The following is a 19,140-nucleotide window of genomic DNA, read 5'->3' on the forward strand; positions in this document are numbered from 1 at the left end:
GGCGAAACCTCACCGCTTATGAGTCACCATGGTAACGCCAAATATGAGATTTCCCACGCTAGAATTTGGTCCTTTTTATTTTTTTTCGTCTCTCGAAAGCTGTTTGCGCCCAGCGTCAGAATTGCCTCGGCCGAACGGTCTGATTGCCCCGTATTTAACTAAACATATAAATATATATCGTCTAGATTAAACATCACGACAGGATGCTTTCGACCACTACGGAGACCGGAATCGAAGACATCAAAACCGGCGACGAAAAAGCGCGCCGGGGCCGGAACCAACCGGAATCCCCGACGCGCCCTACCGACTAAGAGAAGCCGTCAGCTCCTGTCGCCACGGCGACGGGCCATGGTCAGGAGGGTCACGCCGGCGGCCATGGCGGCCAGCGCGACGACGATTACTGCCGCGACGGCGGCACCGGTCCGGCCGAGCGATCGGCTGCCCGCGGCCTGCCCGTTGCCGGCCGCAGCGTTGGCCCCATTGCCCTGCGTGGCGGGGAGGTCAGGCAGCACCGGCCTGAGCGTGACGGGCACGGCCTGGTCGCCGTAATCCCAGCCGACAGTGTAGTCGTATTGGGAATCGGCGCTATGCGTCGACCACGGACCAACCGCATAGTGCGTGGTCTCCGGCTTGCCGTCACGCGTGTAATAGAGGACGTCCCTGCCACCCGCGGTGCGGGGGAGGTCGGGGCCGTCGTTGTCCGCGGTCTGGTAGTGGACGGTCGTGGCGTCGGGCATGATCTTGATCGCCGCGTGCGCGCGATACCAGTCGCCCGGCTGAGTGATGCCGTTCGCCGTCACGTCGTTGCCGTCCGTGTCATTGTCGGTGGTGCGCAGGAAGTGGACCTCGCCGCCGATCAGGTTGAACGCGCCATGGTTGAACTGGGCGGTGCCCACGGAAAGCTTATCGAGGAAGCTGCAGCCGCGGAACATGTCGCCCATGTCATTGACGGCCGGCGTGCTCCAGGCGCTCAAATCGAGCTGCTTCAGGACACCGTCGCCTTCGAACATCTTGTACATCTGCGTGACGGCCGAGGTCTCCCAGTCGTCAAGTCCCGTAAGCGTTTCGAGCTTCGCGCATCCGGCGAACATGCTGCTCATGTCGCCATTCCTATCCGCGGGATCGTTAGGCGTGGGCAAGCTGTTGATCTTGAGGTCCCAATTCGAAAGATCCAGCGAGGTGAGCCCGGCATCGCCGTTGAACATGGCGTAGGTCTTGATGACCGCCGGCGTGTGCCAATTCTCAATGCCCGTGATGCTCGGGAGCTTGGGGCACATGCGGAACGTCCAGCTGAAGTTGGTGACGTTTCGGGTGTCCCACCCGCTCACATCGAGGCTGGTGAGATTCTCGTCTCGGTCAAACACAGCACCCATGGTGTTCACCCTGGAGGTGTTCCAGCCACTGACGCTGCTCAGGTCGGTCAGCGAGCCATCCTTTTCGAAGAGACCATCCATGTCGAGAGCCGAGCTGGTATCCCAATTCGACAAATCGACGCTTTCAAGCTTCGAGCAACCCTTGAACATGGCGTTCAGATTCTTGGCACCGCTCATATCCCAGTTCGGCATGCCGCCAATATGGGTGAGTTTCGAGCAGGCTCGGAACATGCCATCCACTGCCCAGCCCATGTGCCAGCCGGTCAGATTGAGGTCGGTCAGCGCGGTGTCATATTGGTGGTCGCTCGCATCGACGATGTCGGTATCCACTCCGCCAACCATGTCGAACATGGAACTCATCGTGACGGCACCGGCATTGAAGTGCGTCGCCCATTGCGAAAGATCCAGCGAGGCGAGCGAGGAGTCCTCCGAGAACATGTAGCTGGTATCCGTAATCGCCGCAGTACCCCAACCCGCGAACCAATCATTGATACCTGTGACTTCGGTAAGGGCGATGTCGTTGGCGAACATGTGCGTCATGTCCTGAACCCAATCCGGCTGCCAACCGGTGGTGTTCACCGTCGTCAGCTTGGGATCGTTGGCGAACATATAACGCATGTAGTTGGGGGAGTTCACCGTGAGATTCCGGACGTCCACGGTGGTGAGGTTGGGCAGGCCGGCGAACATGTAGTCAAGGGTCGCGCCGGTAAGCGCTCCCATGGGATGGTCAACGCTCACGCCCGTGATCTCGTCACGGTAGGCAGGCGCATACCAAGGCCAGAAGTCCTCTCTACCAATGACGTTCGTGGCGACGTTGTGGTCCCCACCCTGACTATTGCCACGTAAATGCAGCACGCAATCGGAGGTGATTTCCCAATACGCCCCTCCGAGGGTAGGGTTCTGGTTGCCCGGAGTCGACGACACGAGGACAGGATTGCCCGGGGTTGAATAACCAGTCAAAGAATCTTGGAACGTCGTCGGTGTGGTCTGCGTGCACGTGGCCTTCGCCAAGGAACGGCTGCCGACGTTTGCCGTGCCGTCGCCCTTGGTCGCCGATGGCGCTGGTGTACCGAATCCAGCCTTGACGGCATTACTTGCGTTGGCGGTGTTGCCGATGCCGGCGGACGAACCGGCCGCGGCGGCGCTTCCGGAACCATTGGCCGTCACGGACGCATCCACACCCGCGCCCCCGATCGCCGACGGCGCCTGCGAACCATGCTTCGCAGGGGTACCCGCCACCGCGCTCGAACCGGTCTCGGCGGCGTCGGCGCTCGGCGCCAGCGCCACGCACATGGATACCGAAGAGAGCAAGGCGACCGCGGCCACCATGCCTCCCATTCCGTGCCTCGCGATACCGGCGACGCAGCTCTTCCCCCATGTCGACACGCTTGCGCCGACCGAGCCAAGCGAATGCAAACCGCGCATGTCAATCCTCCATTCCATGGCGGCGTTGCACCGCCTACATGACCGCCTGCCCCGGAATGCCAAGGTTCTTGATGGCGGTCACACTTGATTTCCATTTATACGCAGATACCACATGAAACGGTTGCCCCATGGACAACACGTTGCGACGCCGATGAAGCCGAGAAAGCGCACACAGCCAGCGACGGTCGACCTAAAGACGGCGACCAACGCCGCGCTCATACCAACATCGAATTACGCGACAAACATCGTTCGTCGCGTCAACTCGATAAGGCTATGCGCCCATGACGAGGTTCCTCACTCCAAACCCCTGTTGCTTCCTTGTCTCATCAACCAGTAAACGTCGAATCCCTTACGACATTATTATGCAATATCTCACATTAGTCAGTTGTACTACACCGATTTGTCTGACGCAACTCGGCGCAATAATCCTTTGACATCGGTCGCATCCATCAACCCGGGCAAAAAGCGCAGTTTTCCGGCCCGTCGGACATTGTCGGCAGGAGCATCAGACCACGAATCGCCGACGACCGGAGATACGGACCCCACTTACCGGACCAGCGTACTGCCTGCCGTTCTGGAGCCACCACCGAATCCGTCACCGTTGCCTCAGCCGCCGGCGCAGCGACCCAGACACAGCTCCCGCACCCAATGCGGCAGCAACAAGAACGCAAGGCAGCAGAGCGCCGACCTTCGATGCGCCAGTCAACGGAATGGCGACATTTACCGACCGCCAGCCAGCATGCAACGTCATGTCCTCGGTCACCGGGTCGTTAGCGAAATCAAAGGCGTCGCCCCGACCGACTCCCGATGGGTCGACGCTGGGGTACCAGCCGGTGAAACGGTAGCCGAGACGCGTCGGCTCCGTGGTCGGGGCGGTGATCTTATAGCCGCTATACGCCGACACCGACGAGGGCTGCAACGAAGGCGGATCACCGTTATTGGTGTCGAAACCGACCGTGTGTCGCTTGACTGTATAGCTTTCCGTGATGGTACCGGAGAACGTGCCGGTGGTGTCGCCCAACGCCACCTGCTTGGAGAACGTCTGCGAGACGGACGTACCAGCGGCGACCGTCATCGGCCCCGGCCAAATCAATCGCTTGGCTTGCGCATCGAGTCGTCCGGCGCTGGGCGATGCGGGCGAGCTCGATGTCGGCTCGACGGCTGATCCGTCCACGCTCACCGCGGTGGGCATCGATATTCCCGGATCGGCCACCGTGGCGGGCAACGTCACCGTTTGGTCGCCGGGATAGAAACCCTGGTACGGGCTGGCGCTCGTCAGTTTGGTCAGTCCCGACAGCGACGAGATGTCGTAGATATGATTCTGTCCGATATAGAGCGTCTTCAAATTCGTCAGCCCAGCCAAAGGCGACACGTCCGTGAGCTCATTGTTGTGTATCCACAACTGCTCGAGCGCGCTCAGGTGCCGCAGCGGTTCGGCGCTGGTGACGCGGTTGCTGCTGACACCGAACGTGTTCAAACCCGTCATGCTCGACAGGGAAGAAATGGACACGATCTCATTGTGGTCGAGAAACAGTTTGTACATCCGGGTCATATTCGCCAACGGGTCTATGTCGTCGATCTGGTTCGTCTGTAAGCTCAAATACGTCAGATTCGTCAGTCCCGACAAATTGGATATGTCCGAAATTTCCGCACGGTTGGCCGTCATGCCGGTCAGGCTGAACAGATATTTGAATTGGTGCAGATCGGCGCCGCTGAAATGATCGTCGCTGAGATCAGTATCCTGCAGGTTCGTCAACGTCTGCACGCCGTCCAGGTCGGAGGCCCCGGTCCGCTGGCAGTACAATCCCTGCATCCCCAATGCGAAACGTTGCGTCCAGACCGATGACGTCGATGGCAACGAGAGTTTGGCTTTCAGCCAACTCGCCAGCGCCGTATCAGGGAAGCACTGCGCCAACGCGTCCACGCCCATGACGCATCGGTGCCCGGCCGACGTGTCCTCATACCCCCACAGCGGCCACACCGTTACATTGCCGGTCACAGGTTTCGTCACGTCGAACGCGTCCATCAGGCCCTCGCCGTCGGCATCCGTGTCTTGGGCCGTGCCCCAGCCCATGAATTTCACGCCTGGGTTGTAGGAAGTCGGCATCGCCGGAGCGGTGGGGGCCTCGCCGTCGGCCAACACCTGCGTCGACAGCGTCGAGGTCGCCGGATGGCCGTTGACGTTCGGCTGCGTCTTGAATGTCACCGTATAGGCTTTTACCCATACCGCATACATAGTCTGGGCATTCTGCGGCATGGTCAGCGTGCCCATCACATGGCTCTCGGCATCGGCGAGCGTGGCGAACGGGTCCGCATACTTCGTCGTCGACCACCCCACGAACTTCATCCCCGTCCGACTCAACCCACCGTCCCAGCAATCGGTCGCCATCCCCGTAGGCAAGTCGACCGTTTCCCCGGCAGCGTGCTGGACCGCACATCCACCACTCTGGCGCGCTGAGTCCACGTCGGTCGGCACCGTCCCTGTCCCGCCGTTGGCGTCATAAGACAGGGGATAGGTCACGTCAAATTCAGTACCGTAAATCCGGTTACCCCGCGTAGAATCATTGCCCTTGGCTTTTACAGTCGCACGGAAATCAGCGGGCGCCACTTGACCTTGTGGATAGTTACTTACCTGCGAAACCGAGGTATCGGCAACCGGATACCCCCCGCTGGATTTCCGCTGCACGGCATGCCCGACCGCGCCGACCGTCAAGGAGAGCAGCACCACTGCGAACACGGAGAACAGCAACGCCCTCACCTGTGCTTTCATATCTCTCCCCGTTCACGACTTGGCATGGCCAACCTGCGCACACCGTCTTCGGCACTCGGTTTCCGATGCCTTACCGACTCAGCGCAAGTTTATTGGCCTGTCACCTTCTACAAATAGTCATTATTTTTCATTATTGCAATACCAAACGACGCGCCAGATCCAAGCCGACTCCGTCGACGGAAACCAGCCGCGACGGGTTTCTTTTGCTTTTAAAAGCAAATGGCAGGCAAAAGAGATTTTCGTTGGAATTCCAACGATTCCCGGCCCCAGACCCACGAAAACCGGCCAACGAAGCAAAAGAAAATCAAAAGAAAACGAGCGGAATCGCCGGAGACGACAGTGGCCACGGCATCCATGAGACCACCGCGGTGCCCGCAAGACCATCACGACGCCTACAAGCGAACCGCCCACCAACTACGCCGTGGCCGAAACGCACGTCGACGAACGCCCAATGACCCGCCGCCCCTCTAGACTTGGAGGCATGTCATTGGCCTTGGATATCGTCTTCGTTCTCGTCTTCATGATCATCGGCGGAGTGTTCGCCTGCACCGAGCTCGCCCTGGTGAGCCTACGCGGCTCGCAGCTCGACGAGATGGCGCAGGAGGATCAGCGCGGCGCGAAGGTGGCGAGGATCGGCCGAGACCCGAACACCTTCCTCTCCACCGTGCAGATCGGCGTGACGCTTTCCGGCTTCTTCTCGGCGTCGTTCGGCGAATCCGCCATCGCGCCCTGGGTCGTGCCCGTCGTGGAGGGCTGGGGCGTGCCCCGCCATATCGCGGAACCGGTCACCACCGTCGTGCTCACGCTCATCATCTCGTTCTGCGACATCATCATCGCCGAGATGGTGCCCAAGCGCATCGCCATGCAGCGCACCGAGCAGATCGCCCGCGCCGCCGTGCCCGCCATCGACGTCTTCGCCAAGATCTGCAGGCCCATCATCTGGGCCATCGGCAAGAGCACCAACGGCATCGTCCGCCTCATGGGCTTCGACCCGAGCCAGACCGAAAGCGAGGTCAGCGACAAGGAGCTGCGTGTACTGGTCAACTCCAACTCGAACCTGAGCCACGACGAGCGCACCATCCTCGACGACGTGTTCGACGCCTCGGAGACCATCGTGGCCGAAGTGATGCGCCCGCGCGCCGACGTGGTCTTCCTGGAGAGCACGCAGTCGATCGAGGACGCGGCGAAATACGTGCGCGAGATGCCCTATTCGCGCTACCCGGTCACCGGCAAGGACTTCGACGACGTGCTCGGCTTCGTGCACGTGCGCGACCTGCTCGACGTGCGCGACCCGAACGCCAAAACCGTGGCCGACGTGACTCGCGAGGGCATCTCGCTGCCCGGCACCTCGAAGATCCTGCCGAGCCTCGCCCTGCTGCGCAAACGCGGCATCCACCTGGCCGTGGTCATCGACGAGTACGGCGGCACCGACGGCATCGTCACCCTCGAGGACATGACCGAGGAGCTGGTGGGCGACATCCGCGACGAGTACGACCTGCCCGACGACAAGAGCGGCGGCGCGGCCAACGGCGTGGGCGACGGCCGCAACGGCGAGTCCGCGTTCGTCGACGGCGTGGCCACGGTCGACGGCGGCATGACCATCGAGGACTTCGCCGACCTCACCGGCATCGAGCTGGAGGACGGCCCCTACGAGACGGTGGCCGGCTACTTCCTGGCACACACCGGCAAGATGGGCGAGGTGGGCGAGACCCTGCACTCCGACGACGGCTACGACATGGTGGTCACCCAGGTCAACGGCCGCCGCATCGAGACGCTCGAGGTCCGCAAGAGCACGGCCGACGGCGACGATGGCGATGGTGACGGAAGCGGCGACGGCGACACGGAAGCTTCCGGCTCGGCTCCGGCAAAAGAAGACAAGTAGCGAAGCCGGTTCATGCAGCTCGCCCAGCGGCGCCAATCAAGCGGCCCAAAAATGGCGGAATGCAAAATTTACGCCATAAAAAGCCCGCTGAGCTCCAGTCAGCGGCCCAAAAATGGCGCAAATCCGATGCGTCGATGGAAATGGTGCAGCAAATCCACGAATTACGGCCACAACGTCGCAAGCGGAACCACGTGGGCGTCGCATATGACGCAAAAATTATCATTGTCGCATAATGAGACTTATCTCACATGTAGCGCAGAATGCGCGAGATTTCAACCGTTTCGGCCATATTGGGCCAACGATGAATTTCTGTGGCGAACGTCATAGATTGCTAGACTGGAAGCAACGATTGTCAATGATACGAAAGGAAGAATCATGGCAGCAGAATTCTTGAGCCCCGGCCTCGATCAGGCCACATCCGACAAGGTCGTCTCCGTCCTGCAGAACCGCTTGGCGCAGGAGGAAGAGGCGTCGCTGATCCTCAAGCACGCTCACTGGAACGTGGCGGGCCCGAGCTTCATCGGCGTCCACGAGATGCTCGACCCCGAGGTCGACGCCGTGCGCAACATGGCCGACGAGACCGCGGAGCGCATCGCCACCCTCGGCGGCAGCGCGGAAGGCACCCCCGAGTCCATCATCAACAACCGCACCTGGCCCGAGTTCAAGCTCATGGGCCGCAAGAACACCCAGGATTACCTGAAGGCTCTGGTGGACTATTACAGCGACTTCATCATCGCCGAGCGCAAGGCCTACGAGGAGCTCGATCCGATCGACATCATCAGCTCCAACATCATGCAGGACCACGTCCAGGAACTCGAACACTTCAACTGGTTCATGAACAGCCACCTCATCGAGGAGACCCCTCACGCCTGAGGTCTGAGGCTCTGAAGGCCTGAAGATTTCGAGACCCAGTCCCGAAACCAGGCCGCGAGAACCGCGATAACCAACCATTGCGCCGTCACCCATTCCAATGTGGGTGGCGGCGCAATGTCGTATGCGCCCGAACGCGACCCTCATAACCGGTTTGTAGCTTTAGTAATCAGAAAGCTACAAAAGCAAGGCTCGGGGAGGCTCAGCGACCTATTTGTCGCTCGGCGAGATGCGAAAGCTACAAATGCATCATCCGGGAAAGCCTAAAGACCTGTTTGTAGCCCGGCAAAACGAGAAAGCTACAATCCAATCACGAATGCGGGAAACCGGTCACGCAGCCCCTCAGCGCTCGTGGTAGACGCGCTGGGCCGAGGCCTGGGCGCGCGGACGCACCACGATGGAGTCGATGTCGACGCTGTCGGGCAGGTCGACCGCCCACTCGATGCACTCGGCGATGTCGTCGCCGGTCAGCGGGCTCGGCACGCCGGCGTACACCGCGTCGGCCTTGGCCTGGTCGCCGTGGAAGCGGTTGAGCGAAAACTCCTTGGTCTCCACCATGCCCGGCGAGACGTCGATGACGCGCAGCGGCTCGCCGACCTGCTCGAAACGCAGCGTCTGGGCCAGCACGCGTTCGGCGGACTTCACGCCGCAGTATCCGCCGCCGCCCTCATAGGGCTCGATGCCGGCGGTCGACGAGACGACGACGACCGTGCCGCCGCCGGGCGCCGCCTTGAGGGCAGGCAGCAGCTTCTGGGTGATGCGCAGCGTGCCGAGCACGTTGACGTCGTACATCCTGCGCCAGTCCTCCACCTCGCAGCTCTCGATGGGGTCCTGCCCGATGGCCCCGCCGGCGCAGTTGACCAGCGCCTTCACGTCGCCGCCGTGCAGGATCGTGTCGACCGCGGCCTGTGTGGAGGCCTCGTCGGTGACGTCGCACACCACGTATTCGCACGCGTCGCCGATCTGGTCGGCAAGCGCCGCAAGCCGGTCCTCGCGCCGAGCCAGGGCCACGACCTTCCAGCCCTTCGCCGCCAGATGCAGCGCCGTCGCACGCCCGATGCCGCTGGACGCCCCGGTGATCACCGCGCGCCTGGCACCCGTCTCGGATTCCTTGTTGTTTTCAGCCATTGAAAACCTCCTTCGTTGTTTCGCGCACACACTAACTCGAGAATCAAAAATAAATCGTTGAAAACACTGGGTTCTTTTTTTGATTCTCGAGTTAGTGCGTGCGACCTTTCCCTACCACACCATCTCACGGTTGATATCGCGCCGCAACTCGCGCCAGTTCGGCAGGTAGGAGTCCATGCGCCGCTGGAACTCGGCGCCGTGCCCGCTCGCCCACAGGTGCGTCATCTCGTGGACCAGCACGTACTCCAGGAAGCGCGGATCCATGAGCCCCAGCTGCAGGTTGAGCCGGATGCGCCCGGTCGCCGGCGTGCAGGAGCCCCAGCGCGAGGTCATCAGCCGCAGGGTGATATGCGTCGGCGCGCGCCCCACCACCGGTTCCCATCGTTCCAGCAGCCCTGGCAGCATCGCGTCGATATTGGACTTCGCCAGCCGTTTGCGCTCATCCGTCCATTCGAAGCCGGACTCGGCGGCCTTCTGCGCCATCAGCGCCCGCTGCCGCTCGATCCAGTCCCGGCGCTGCCGCACGAACGCCGCGATCTTCGCGTCGCTCATCCTCGCCGGGGCGGTCACGACGACGCGGCCGGCCGGCGGCTTGATGCGCAGGTACATGTTGCGCATGGTCTTGCGCGTCACCTCGACCTGCAGACCGTCGACCCGCAGCGTGGTGGAGGAGACGGTTCTGGCTCGCTGGCGTCGTCGATAAGGCATACGCATATTCTCCCGCGCGCGAGCGACGCCGGATATGCAAAGCCGCGACGTTCGCCCAGACTTCTGCGACACGCGCACACGACGGGTTGACTAACGGGAGCAAACTGGTAAGCTATACCTCTGTACGTTTTAAACGTGTCGATGGGCCCGTAGCTCAGCTGGTTAGAGCGCATCCCTGATAAGGATGAGGTCGGAGGTTCAAGTCCTCCCGGGCCCACGCAAGATTCTTCAATCACAAATCCCAAGGTTTCATGGTCGAGAATCGTTGTGGTTACGGGGCTATGGCGCAGCTGGTAGCGCATCTGCTTTGCAAGCAGAGGGTCGCCGGTTCGAACCCGGCTAGCTCCACTTCATATCCGCGGAATATCAATGTTCTGCGGGTTTTTCTGTTTTTGGCGTCACTGCGTTTTCACGATGATTTCTTTGTTTTTCACTGCCCTAAGGGTGCATGAGGGATGCACGTGGGATGCACGGAAACACGGAAATCACATGCCCCCTGGACCGTTCTGGCTTGACGTTCCGTTCCACCTTGTCACACGATTGGCAAGATTTTTCGCAAAAAGTCTTTACAGCGTGTGCGAATGTGAGCTATTGTCCAAAGTATGGTTGATTCATTGCGCACCTGCCCACTCGGAGTGGATGTGGAGATATGCAGGATGGACTTCGAGGCCCGCAACCGCTTCAGGTTGAACGAGCTCGGGTTCCGCCTGCACGAGCCTGTGCGAGTCATCCAGAAAGCCATGTTCGGCGGCTGCGTGGTCGCGCACGGCGGCGAGCGCATCGCCATCGACGGATCCACCGCCCGCCACATCTTCGTAACGCCTCGCTGAAGACTATCCTTTACCCAGACCCAGAGAAACCACCTCGTCCGTCGCGTTGCGGACGACTTTAGATTAAGTGCAGATATGGTATACGAACAGGAACACGACTGCTCCGCGATGAAGCATCCAGGCGCTGCCGATACCAACGATCCGGACATGATGCCGGAACCTGCGGACTGCGGGCACGGCGGTGGTCACGGCGGCCATGGCGGGCACCACCATCGGCGCGGCCTGGCGGTGCTGCTGCCGCAACGGCACGGCGGGCACAGCGGGCACGGTCACGGGAACGCCGGCGGACACGACGCCCATGGAACCGGGCATGATGGTTGCGGTGATGGCCACAGCGCCCATGAAACCGACCATGCCGGCCACGACGCGCGCCATATCGACGCACAGAGCACTTCGCAGGCACATGGCGGCCACAACACTTCATTCAGTCATCAAGGCAGCCACGGCACCGCATCATGCCCGGAACCCGGCACAGACGACACCACAGCCGCCGCAACCAATGCGCCAGCCGCCCGCAATGCCAACCCGCGCATCGTCTTCGTCGGCAACCCGAACGTCGGCAAATCCACGCTGTTCAACGCGGTGCTGGGCGCCAACGCCAGCGTGATGAACGCGCCCGGCACCACCGTCCTGGTCGAGTCCGGCAGCCTGGAACGCACCGACGCGGCCACCGGTAGGCCCGTGCGCTGGGACTTCATCGACACCCCCGGCACCACCTCGCTCGACGCCTACAGCCCCGACGAGCAAGTGGCGGGGGAGGCGGCGATGGGTCGGCGCAGCTACGGGCTGCCGGACGTCATCGTCTTCGCGTTCAACGCCACCTCGCCCTCGAAGTCCTATTACCTGCTGAGCCAGCTGATGGATGTGGGTCTGCCGATCATCGTGGCGGTCACCATGCTCGACCTGGCCGAGAAGCAGGATTCACCGATCACGTTGCGGCGGTTGGAACGCACGCTGCCTGGCATGCCGATGATCCGCGTCGACGGCCGCACCGGCAAGGGCAAGACGGAGCTGCTCGACGCCATCGAATCCGTGCTGGCCGAAGCGACCGGAGCGCAGGCCGAGTCGCGGCCTCAGACCAAGTCGCACTCACAAGTCGAGTCCCGCCTCGAATCGCGGCACCGCCCCCAGCTCAAGAACCGCTCTCAGGCCACGTCACAGCCTCTCAGGCGCGACATCGACGAGGCCGCGCGCAAGGCCGCACAAACGGTCGACAGCGTGCTCGCTTCGGGCGATGCCGACAATCCCGGCAATACCAGCACCACCTCCACGCTGGCGGACGGCGGCACCGACATGTCCCGCGAGATCCACGTCCAGCTCGCGCCCAAGCCCGTCACCTCCATCCCGGCCCCGCCGGCGAGCGCCACGCAGGACGAGGTCTCGCAGTGGGTACGGGCCACTTCGGACGAACGTTTCGACTGGATCGCCGGCAAGCTGCGCGAGATCGACCGAGACCTGCCGCAGGGCGCCAACGCCGTCACCGCCACCCGCGAGACCTTTTCGGACAAGCTCGACCGCGTGCTGCTGCACCCGGCCATCGGCATCGTCGTCTTCCTGGTGACCATGTTCCTCGTCTTCGAGGCGACCACCACGCTGGCCGGCCCGCTGCAGGACTGGTTCGACGTCACGCTGCGCGGCTGGTGCACCGACGGCATCGCCTGGATCTTCACCGCCATCGCCGGCAAGGGCGCGCTTGACGGCTGGTTCTATTCGCTGGTGGTCGACGGGTTCCTCAACGGCGCGATCACCGTATGCACCTTCATCCCGCCGATGGGCATCATGTTCATCATCCTCTCACTTCTGGAGGATTCCGGCTATCTGGCGCGCGCCGCGTTCGTGATGGACCGCGCGATGCGCACGATCGGCCTCGACGGCCGGGCGTTCCTGCCGCTGGTGGTCGGCTTCGGCTGCAACCTGCCCGCCCTAGCCTCCACGCGTACGCTGCCGGACTCGCGCCAGCGCCTGCTGACCGGCATGCTCATCCCGTTCACCTCGTGCTCGGCGCGCCTGAGTGTCTACGTGGTGCTGGCCTACGCCTTCTTCGGCAGGTATGCGGGCCTGGCCATCTTCCTGATGTACGTCAGTTCCATCGTCATCATCCTCGCGGTCGGCTTCGCGCTGCGCAAGACGCAGTTCAAGGACCTGAAGACCCAGCCGTTCGCCATGGAGCTGCCGCCCTACCAGATGCCGCGCCTGCTGCAGCTGCTGAAGTCCGTGCTGCAGCGCCTCTGGTCATTCATCACCGGCGCGAGTTCCGTCATCGTCTCGATGCTCATCATCGTCTGGGTGCTTTCGGCAATCCCCGTCTCGGCGGGGGCGGCGGGCACCAACACCTTCGGGCACGTCGACGAGGTGGAGAACTCCGCGTTCGGCGCGGCCTCGTCGGCCATCGCGCCCGTGTTCAAACCGGCCGGTTTCGACGACTGGCACGCGGCCTCGGCGTTGGTCACCGGCTTCGTGGCCAAGGAGGTGGTGGTCGGTTCGCTTTCGCAGAGCTACGCCATCAACGGCTCCGACGACCAGTCCGAGCAGCAGCAGGGCCAGGGGAGCCTCGGCCAGGCCGTGCACGAGAGCTTCGAAAAGTCCAGCGACGGGCACCCGAACGCCGCGGCGGCCGCGTTCATGATCTTCATCCTCGCCTATACGCCCTGCCTGGCGACGGTGGCCGAGATGAAACGGCAATATGGCATGAAAACCGCGCTGCAATCGGTGGCGACGGGGCTGATCGTGGCTTACCTATTGGCCATCATCGTCTTCCAGGTCGGACGATTGCTATGAGCGCGGGGGCGGCGGCCGGACAACGCGGCTCCGATGGGTTCCGCAGGACCGCCGTGCCGAAGCAGGTTTCCGATATGCCGAAGATTCCAGACAATTCTTCCATAACGGTTTCCACGACGACCAAGCCACCGGCCGACCAACGCGGCGCCGATGGCTTCCGCAAGACCGTCAGTCGAACATACGCCGTCGACGCTTCGCACACTTCAGACACAACGGTTTCCACACAGGCCAAGCCACTGGCTGGCAATCACGCCGAAAACGGTTTCCGCAAGACTGGGCGGCCCTCCGGCCAACCGGTCACGTCGCCACCGGCCACGGTGCCCGCCCCTGCCGGCAATGATGCGGGCCAATCACCATACCTGTCCGGTTCCGGCTCCACAGCCGGTGCTTTGGCGGCCCACACCACCGAGGCCACCGGTTCCACAGGCTCCACAGGCTCCGCAGCCTGCTCGACGCCGGTCACGCAGCGGATCATCGGCATGCTCACCCAGGGCCGCACGATCCGCATGGTGGCCGACGAACTGGGCCTGCCGATGGATTTCGTGAACCTGGTCGTCGACCGCGAGCGCCATGCGGGCCGCCTCGACGTCTACGACCTGCGTTCCTGCAACTCGACGACCGGCGAGGGCTGCGACCCCGACCCGGACAGCCTGGTCTGCGCCGGCTGCCCGATCCTGCCGGCCGCCATCCGCCGCCGCCAGTCCGTCATCGGCCGGCTCGCCACGAGGCTGCGCGGGGAGCGCTGAAACCGCGATGGGCGGCGAGCGCATTCAAGCACCTGCCGCCCATCAGGGGACGTCGTGGCCGGCCCGAGGGAAAACCGGAACCGACCACAGCTCCATCAATCAGCCATTGGCTACTCCTTGTGGTCCATCATCCTGCGGGTGGCGAAGGAGACCGCCATGCCCAGCATCAGGGTGAGCACCGCGACCAGCGCGACCGATGCGATGTCGGTGCCGGTGGACGAGAGGCCGGGCAGGCCGTCCTTGAACGAGGCCGACTTCAGCAGGCCGCTGCCGTCGCCGCCGTTCTCGGAGGGGTCGATCCTCAGCGTCTGCGGCTTGGTGAGCTGGTGGCCGGCGGGGGCCTTGGTCTCCGTGACCGTCCAGTCGCCCCACTTCAGGCCGGTGACCTTGAACTTGCCGGGCGTCGGATCCTTGTCGGCGCCGGTGCATTCCAGGGCCGTGCAGTCCTCGACGCGGATCTTCTGGCCGTCGGGTCCGCTCAGTTCCCATTCGGAGCCGCCGAGCAGGGTCGTGCCGTCCTCGTCGTAGCGCGACCAGGTCAGCGTGCCGGGCTCGTCGACGTTCTTGATGGTGACGATCACTTCCACGCCATTGCCATTGGCGTCAACGTCATTGGGCACGGTGAACGTGCCATCCTCGTCGATCGTGATCGGTGTGCCGTCGGCGAGCGCCACCTTGATGTCGCTCTGCTTGTAGCCTGCGTTGAGCAGCTGCTTGACGGAGTACTTGCCGGGCGCCACGTAGACCGCCTGGTCCGGCGTCACGTCCCTGCCGTCGCCATGCTCCGGCTTGAGGGTGACCTTCGAGCCGTCGCCTGCCGCGGTGCCGCCGTACTGGTAGTCGCGGTCCACCTTGACAGTGAGCTTGGGCTGGTGGGTGGTCACCTTGCGCACGCCGGTGACGCTCTGCCCGTTCTTGAGCGCCTGCTGGGCATCAGCCAGGTTCATCGGGTTCGCATGGGCGGTGTCGTCGTCGGTGTAGTACTGGATGTCGCCATCCTCGACGTAGCCGTCGGGCAGCGTGGAAGGAGCCACCGTGAAGTCATGGGAGGCGGGAACCTTCGACTCACCGTTGGTGTACTTCTGGCTGTCGCCACCACCGGTGGTCGGCGTCACCTCGAAGGTGAAATCGTTCGGCTTCGCGTCGCCACGCTCCACCTCGGTGGTGAAGCTCAGCGTCGGATTGGCCTTCGGCTTCACCGTCTGCTCGCACGCGACGAACGCGCCGTTCTTCATCGCCAGGGTGGCGTCGTCGCTGGAGATCGGCACAACGTTGGGCTTGGAGCTCTTGTTGCCCGGCCAGCCGGCGATGGCGTCCGCGGCGCCGGTCACGCAGCTGAGGCTCTTGCCGTCCACCACCTCATAGCCGGGCTTACCGGACATGTCGGTGCTGATCTTGTAGTTCGAGGCCTTCAGGTCCGCGGCGGTGCCGTCGGTCAGTTGCGTCGCGTTGGCGGTGTCGTTGCCGCCGTTGGGCGTCGCGGTGACGGGGAAATCGCTCGGCTGCGCGTCGCCGTCGCCCTCGACGTGGGTGACAACCTTGAGGCTGCCGGGCTGGGCGCGCACCTTGCGTGTGCCAGTGACGCTCTGGCCGTTGGCGAGCGCGATCTGCGCCTGCGCGGCGGTCAGCGGCGCGCCAGTGTTGTCATCCGTGTAGGTGATCTCGCCCTGCTGTTCCCAGCCGAGCATATGGGCGTCGTCATCCTTCAGGATGCCTTTGACCGTATACTTGCCGGCGGGCATCTCGTGGGCGCCGCTGTCGCTGTCGTACTTCGTGGCGTTGGCGGCGCTCTTGCCGTCGGGCGTCACACGGAAGGCGAAGTCGGACGGGGACTTGTCGTTGCCGTCCGGGCTGTAGGTGTTGTCGACCACGGTGTTCAGCGTCAGATGGGCGGGCTGGTCCTCGACGATACGCGTGCCGGTGACATGCTGGCCCTGCTGCACGTCGAGCTTGCCGTCCGTGAACGTGGGCCTGCAGACATTGCCGTCCGCGTCGACGCAGGTGTAGGCGATGTTGCCATCGATCACCGTGTTGGGGTCGTCGGACGTGGGCGTGACCTCGCTGTAGCCGGCGGGCACGTCGGACGAGGTGATCGCGTAGTCGTAATCGGGGTCGAGCGTGTGGGAGTCGCTGGCGATGTTGCCGTCCTCGCCCTCGGCCGTGGAGTCGACCGCATAATGCTTGGCCGGCGCATTGGGATCGGTCGGCGTGGTGCCCGGGTGGGGCGTCGGCGTCGCGTCGAAGGTGAAATCGCCGCCCTTGGCGGTGCCGCCGTGGTTGTTGTTGACCTGCGTGACCAATGTCAGCTGGCCGTCGCCGACGGCGGTCTTCTTGTAGGTGCACTGCACGTTGGCGTCGTAGTCGTTGGGCGGCATCTGCAGGTGGCCGTCATTGTCTATGGCGACAGGAGCGTTGGGGTTCTTGCTCAGGTCCACACATGTCACCGAGGACTTGTAGTCATTGGCGTTGCCGCTGACCAGGTCGTCCTTGATGGTGTATTTGAAGCCGGGGCCGACGCTCTTCTGGGCGATCTGCTTGCCCTGGATGCCGCCCGTGGTGCCTTCGGTGGTTGCATCGGAGGAATCACCGGCGCCGCCGGGGTTGCTGGCGTCGCCGTCCACCGTCATCTTGAACTGGTCGGTGGGGTTCTTGCGGTCGCCGACGATGTCGGTGCGCACGTTCAGGGTCGGCACGTGGATGTCGGCGCGGTAGTCCTCCACCTCGCCGGCCGCGGTGGTCAGTCCCTTGGCCTCGAGCGTGCCGGCGGCGGGAGCCGCGATGCGCAGGCGCATGTAGGAGGAACCGGTGCCCTCGGAGAGGATACGACGCTTCGCGTCACGGGTCACATGCCAGGTCAGCGTGGCCGAACCTGCGGTGCAGGCCACCTGGTCGCTGGCCTCGTTGGCGCCGGCCGCGGTGGTCTCGTCGAAGGTGCCGTTGTCGTTCCAGTCGATCCAGCCCTTGACATTGCCCGTGCCGGCGCAGTTGACCTTCAGCTTGTATGTGCTGTCGGCGGAGGGCAGCACCTTGACGGCACCGTCCTGGCTGAACTGGTCGGCGGGGATGCCGTCCTCGTCGCTCTGCACCTTGCCGCTCAAGTCGTTGAGCTGCGAGCTGTCGCCATGCTCGTCGTCCCAGCTGGCGCTGGTTTTGTAGTAATCGGAATCGTCGGCGGTGGGGTGGGCGACGGCCTCGGAGTCCTCATGCGCGCCCAGACGCGGTTCCGGCTCCTTGAGGTTGGCCACATAGAGCGGCTGGTCGTTGGAGGCGTCCTTGGCCGCGGAAAGGTTGTAGAGCTGGGCGCCCTTGGCGTTGGCGTTGTCGGGATCGGTGTCGTCGCCGGCGTAGGGCGTGCCGGGCATGCCCTCGCCGCCGAGCTTGCCGCCGGTCCACTGGGGCTGGAAGAGCGAGCTCGCGGTGCCGTAGGTGGTCGGGGCGTCGCCGAAGTCCATCGCCGTGATGCTGCCCAGGGCCACGGCCGTCACGCCGCCGCCCTTGAGCTCAACGTGGGCCTTGTGCGAGTTCTGCAGGAACATCACCGAGGACGGACCCGTGCCGCCTTCGTTGGCGCACTGGCCACCGTCGGAGCGGAACCGCATCGTGGTGCCGTCGCTGGCGAGCTCGGCCACGGAGTTGGTGGTGCAGCCCGCGGTGCGGTAGCTGTCGAGCAGGCGCCAGGTCGGGGCGTCGTTGCCGGAAGCGCTCTCGGTGGGCTGGGCCTTGATGTATTCCTTCTGGCCGTAGTTGCTGTTGGCGGTCCAGTTGTTGGATTCGGAGTCCGCGAAGACCAGGCCCTGCAGGCCGACGTCGCGGAAGCCGGAAGTGTCGGTGTCCGCAGCGAGGGTGGGCGCGGAACCGGAGTCGATGAGGTAGGCGTGGCAGGAGAAGTCGAAGTCGACGGTGTCGCCGTCGTTCTCGTTGGCCAGGCCGACCTTCATGGTGTTGTCGCCGCCGGGGCCGCCCTGGTAGTACATCTGGGAAAGGCCGTCGCCGTAGTAGTCGCCGGGCTGATAGACCTTCATCCTGTTGGACGGGGAGAGCGGATTCTTCGTGCCGAAATCATTCGACGGCTCAATGTCGCATCGGGTGGCGATCCAGTCGTTGGCGCCGGACTGGACCGGGGTGGTCCACGCCACGCGCGAGCCGTCGATCTCCTCGCCGTCGTTGCTGCCCCATTCGATCCAGTTGATGCTGTCCTTCAGGCGACCCGTGCCATCGGAGGCCGCCGACCGCTCGACGCCGTCCTGCGCACCAATCTGCGCCGGCGCGGCATCGGCGGCGGTGGCGAATCCGATCGCCCCGGTCAGGCTCATCGCGACGGCGCCCGCGATGGCCGCCAACCTCTTCGTTCTTCCTGGTCTCAACATCAGTTCTCCTCTCTAGGAGATCTCCACGGGGAGCAACTCTGCCCTTCAAAAGCGACACTCCTCAGCGTCTTATATCAATTCCAGCATGGCACAACGTGAGCGCAAATATCGGATTATGCGCTGAATGAAACACATTATGCGTTTGTCGGACAAAATAGAAATTTTGTTGATTTTCCGCGGTTACAAATGTAAAAAATGCCGTTTTTCGAAACTTGGCATACTGCATATCGATGTCTATCTATGCATCCTCGCACAGGATTCGT

General features: G+C 63.2%; 10 protein-coding genes and 2 tRNA genes. 7 read left to right on the forward strand and 5 right to left on the reverse strand.

Annotation, left to right across the window (positions count from 1 at the left end):
- Positions 1-320: 320 nt before the first annotated feature.
- Complete coding sequence (locus PT282_RS00245) at positions 321-2,711, reverse strand: BspA family leucine-rich repeat surface protein (RefSeq protein ID WP_277167579.1); 2,391 nt, start codon at positions 2,709-2,711, stop codon at positions 321-323.
- Positions 2,712-3,393: 682 nt separating this feature from the next.
- Positions 3,394-5,568, reverse strand: coding sequence for a leucine-rich repeat domain-containing protein (locus tag PT282_RS00250; RefSeq protein ID WP_277167580.1), 2,175 nt, complete (start codon positions 5,566-5,568; stop codon positions 3,394-3,396).
- 481 nt (positions 5,569-6,049) lie between these two features.
- Between PT282_RS00250 and PT282_RS00255 the strand changes: the two genes are divergently transcribed.
- Together PT282_RS00255 and PT282_RS00260 are read left to right on the forward strand one after the other, a co-directional pair.
- Positions 6,050-7,450, forward strand: coding sequence for a hemolysin family protein (locus PT282_RS00255; protein ID WP_277167582.1), 1,401 nt, complete (start codon positions 6,050-6,052; stop codon positions 7,448-7,450).
- 375 nt (positions 7,451-7,825) lie between these two features.
- Positions 7,826-8,323: a Dps family protein gene (locus PT282_RS00260; RefSeq protein ID WP_277167584.1), complete on the forward strand. Its 498-nt coding sequence runs from the start codon at positions 7,826-7,828 to the stop codon at positions 8,321-8,323.
- A gap of 339 nt (positions 8,324-8,662) precedes the next feature.
- Here PT282_RS00260 and PT282_RS00265 read toward each other — a convergent pair whose 3' ends face one another.
- Together PT282_RS00265 and PT282_RS00270 are read right to left on the reverse strand one after the other, a co-directional pair.
- A complete protein-coding gene (locus tag PT282_RS00265) occupies positions 8,663-9,448 on the reverse strand; it encodes an SDR family oxidoreductase (protein ID WP_277167585.1) in 786 nt (261 codons plus the stop codon).
- Between the two features lie 111 nt (positions 9,449-9,559).
- Entirely contained in the window at positions 9,560-10,162 is a 603-nt protein-coding gene (locus PT282_RS00270) for a M48 family metallopeptidase (protein ID WP_277167586.1), read from the reverse strand.
- 137 nt (positions 10,163-10,299) lie between these two features.
- Here PT282_RS00270 and PT282_RS00275 point away from each other — a divergent pair.
- The 5 genes from PT282_RS00275 (at position 10,300) to PT282_RS00295 (ending at position 14,510) form a co-directional block, all read left to right on the forward strand.
- Positions 10,300-10,373 (forward strand) — tRNA-Ile (locus PT282_RS00275).
- A gap of 58 nt (positions 10,374-10,431) precedes the next feature.
- A tRNA-Ala gene (locus PT282_RS00280) sits at positions 10,432-10,504 on the forward strand.
- Between the two features lie 254 nt (positions 10,505-10,758).
- Positions 10,759-10,986, forward strand: a complete 228-nt coding sequence (locus PT282_RS00285) for a ferrous iron transport protein A (RefSeq protein WP_277167587.1) — start codon at positions 10,759-10,761, stop codon at positions 10,984-10,986.
- A 75-nt stretch (positions 10,987-11,061) separates the two neighbouring features.
- Positions 11,062-13,764, forward strand: coding sequence for a ferrous iron transport protein B (gene feoB / locus PT282_RS00290; protein ID WP_374114114.1), 2,703 nt, complete (start codon positions 11,062-11,064; stop codon positions 13,762-13,764).
- 74 nt (positions 13,765-13,838) lie between these two features.
- Positions 13,839-14,510, forward strand: coding sequence for a hypothetical protein (locus PT282_RS00295; protein ID WP_277167588.1), 672 nt, complete (start codon positions 13,839-13,841; stop codon positions 14,508-14,510).
- Between the two features lie 110 nt (positions 14,511-14,620).
- On the opposite strand, the gene PT282_RS00300 is transcribed toward PT282_RS00295, so the two are convergent.
- Complete coding sequence (locus tag PT282_RS00300) at positions 14,621-18,877, reverse strand: CshA/CshB family fibrillar adhesin-related protein (protein ID WP_277167589.1); 4,257 nt, start codon at positions 18,875-18,877, stop codon at positions 14,621-14,623.
- Between the last annotated feature and the right edge of the window lie 263 nt (positions 18,878-19,140).

The organism is Bifidobacterium sp. ESL0763 (assembly GCF_029433395.1).
In the GTDB taxonomy this organism is placed as follows: Bacteria; Actinomycetota; Actinomycetes; order Actinomycetales; family Bifidobacteriaceae; genus Bifidobacterium.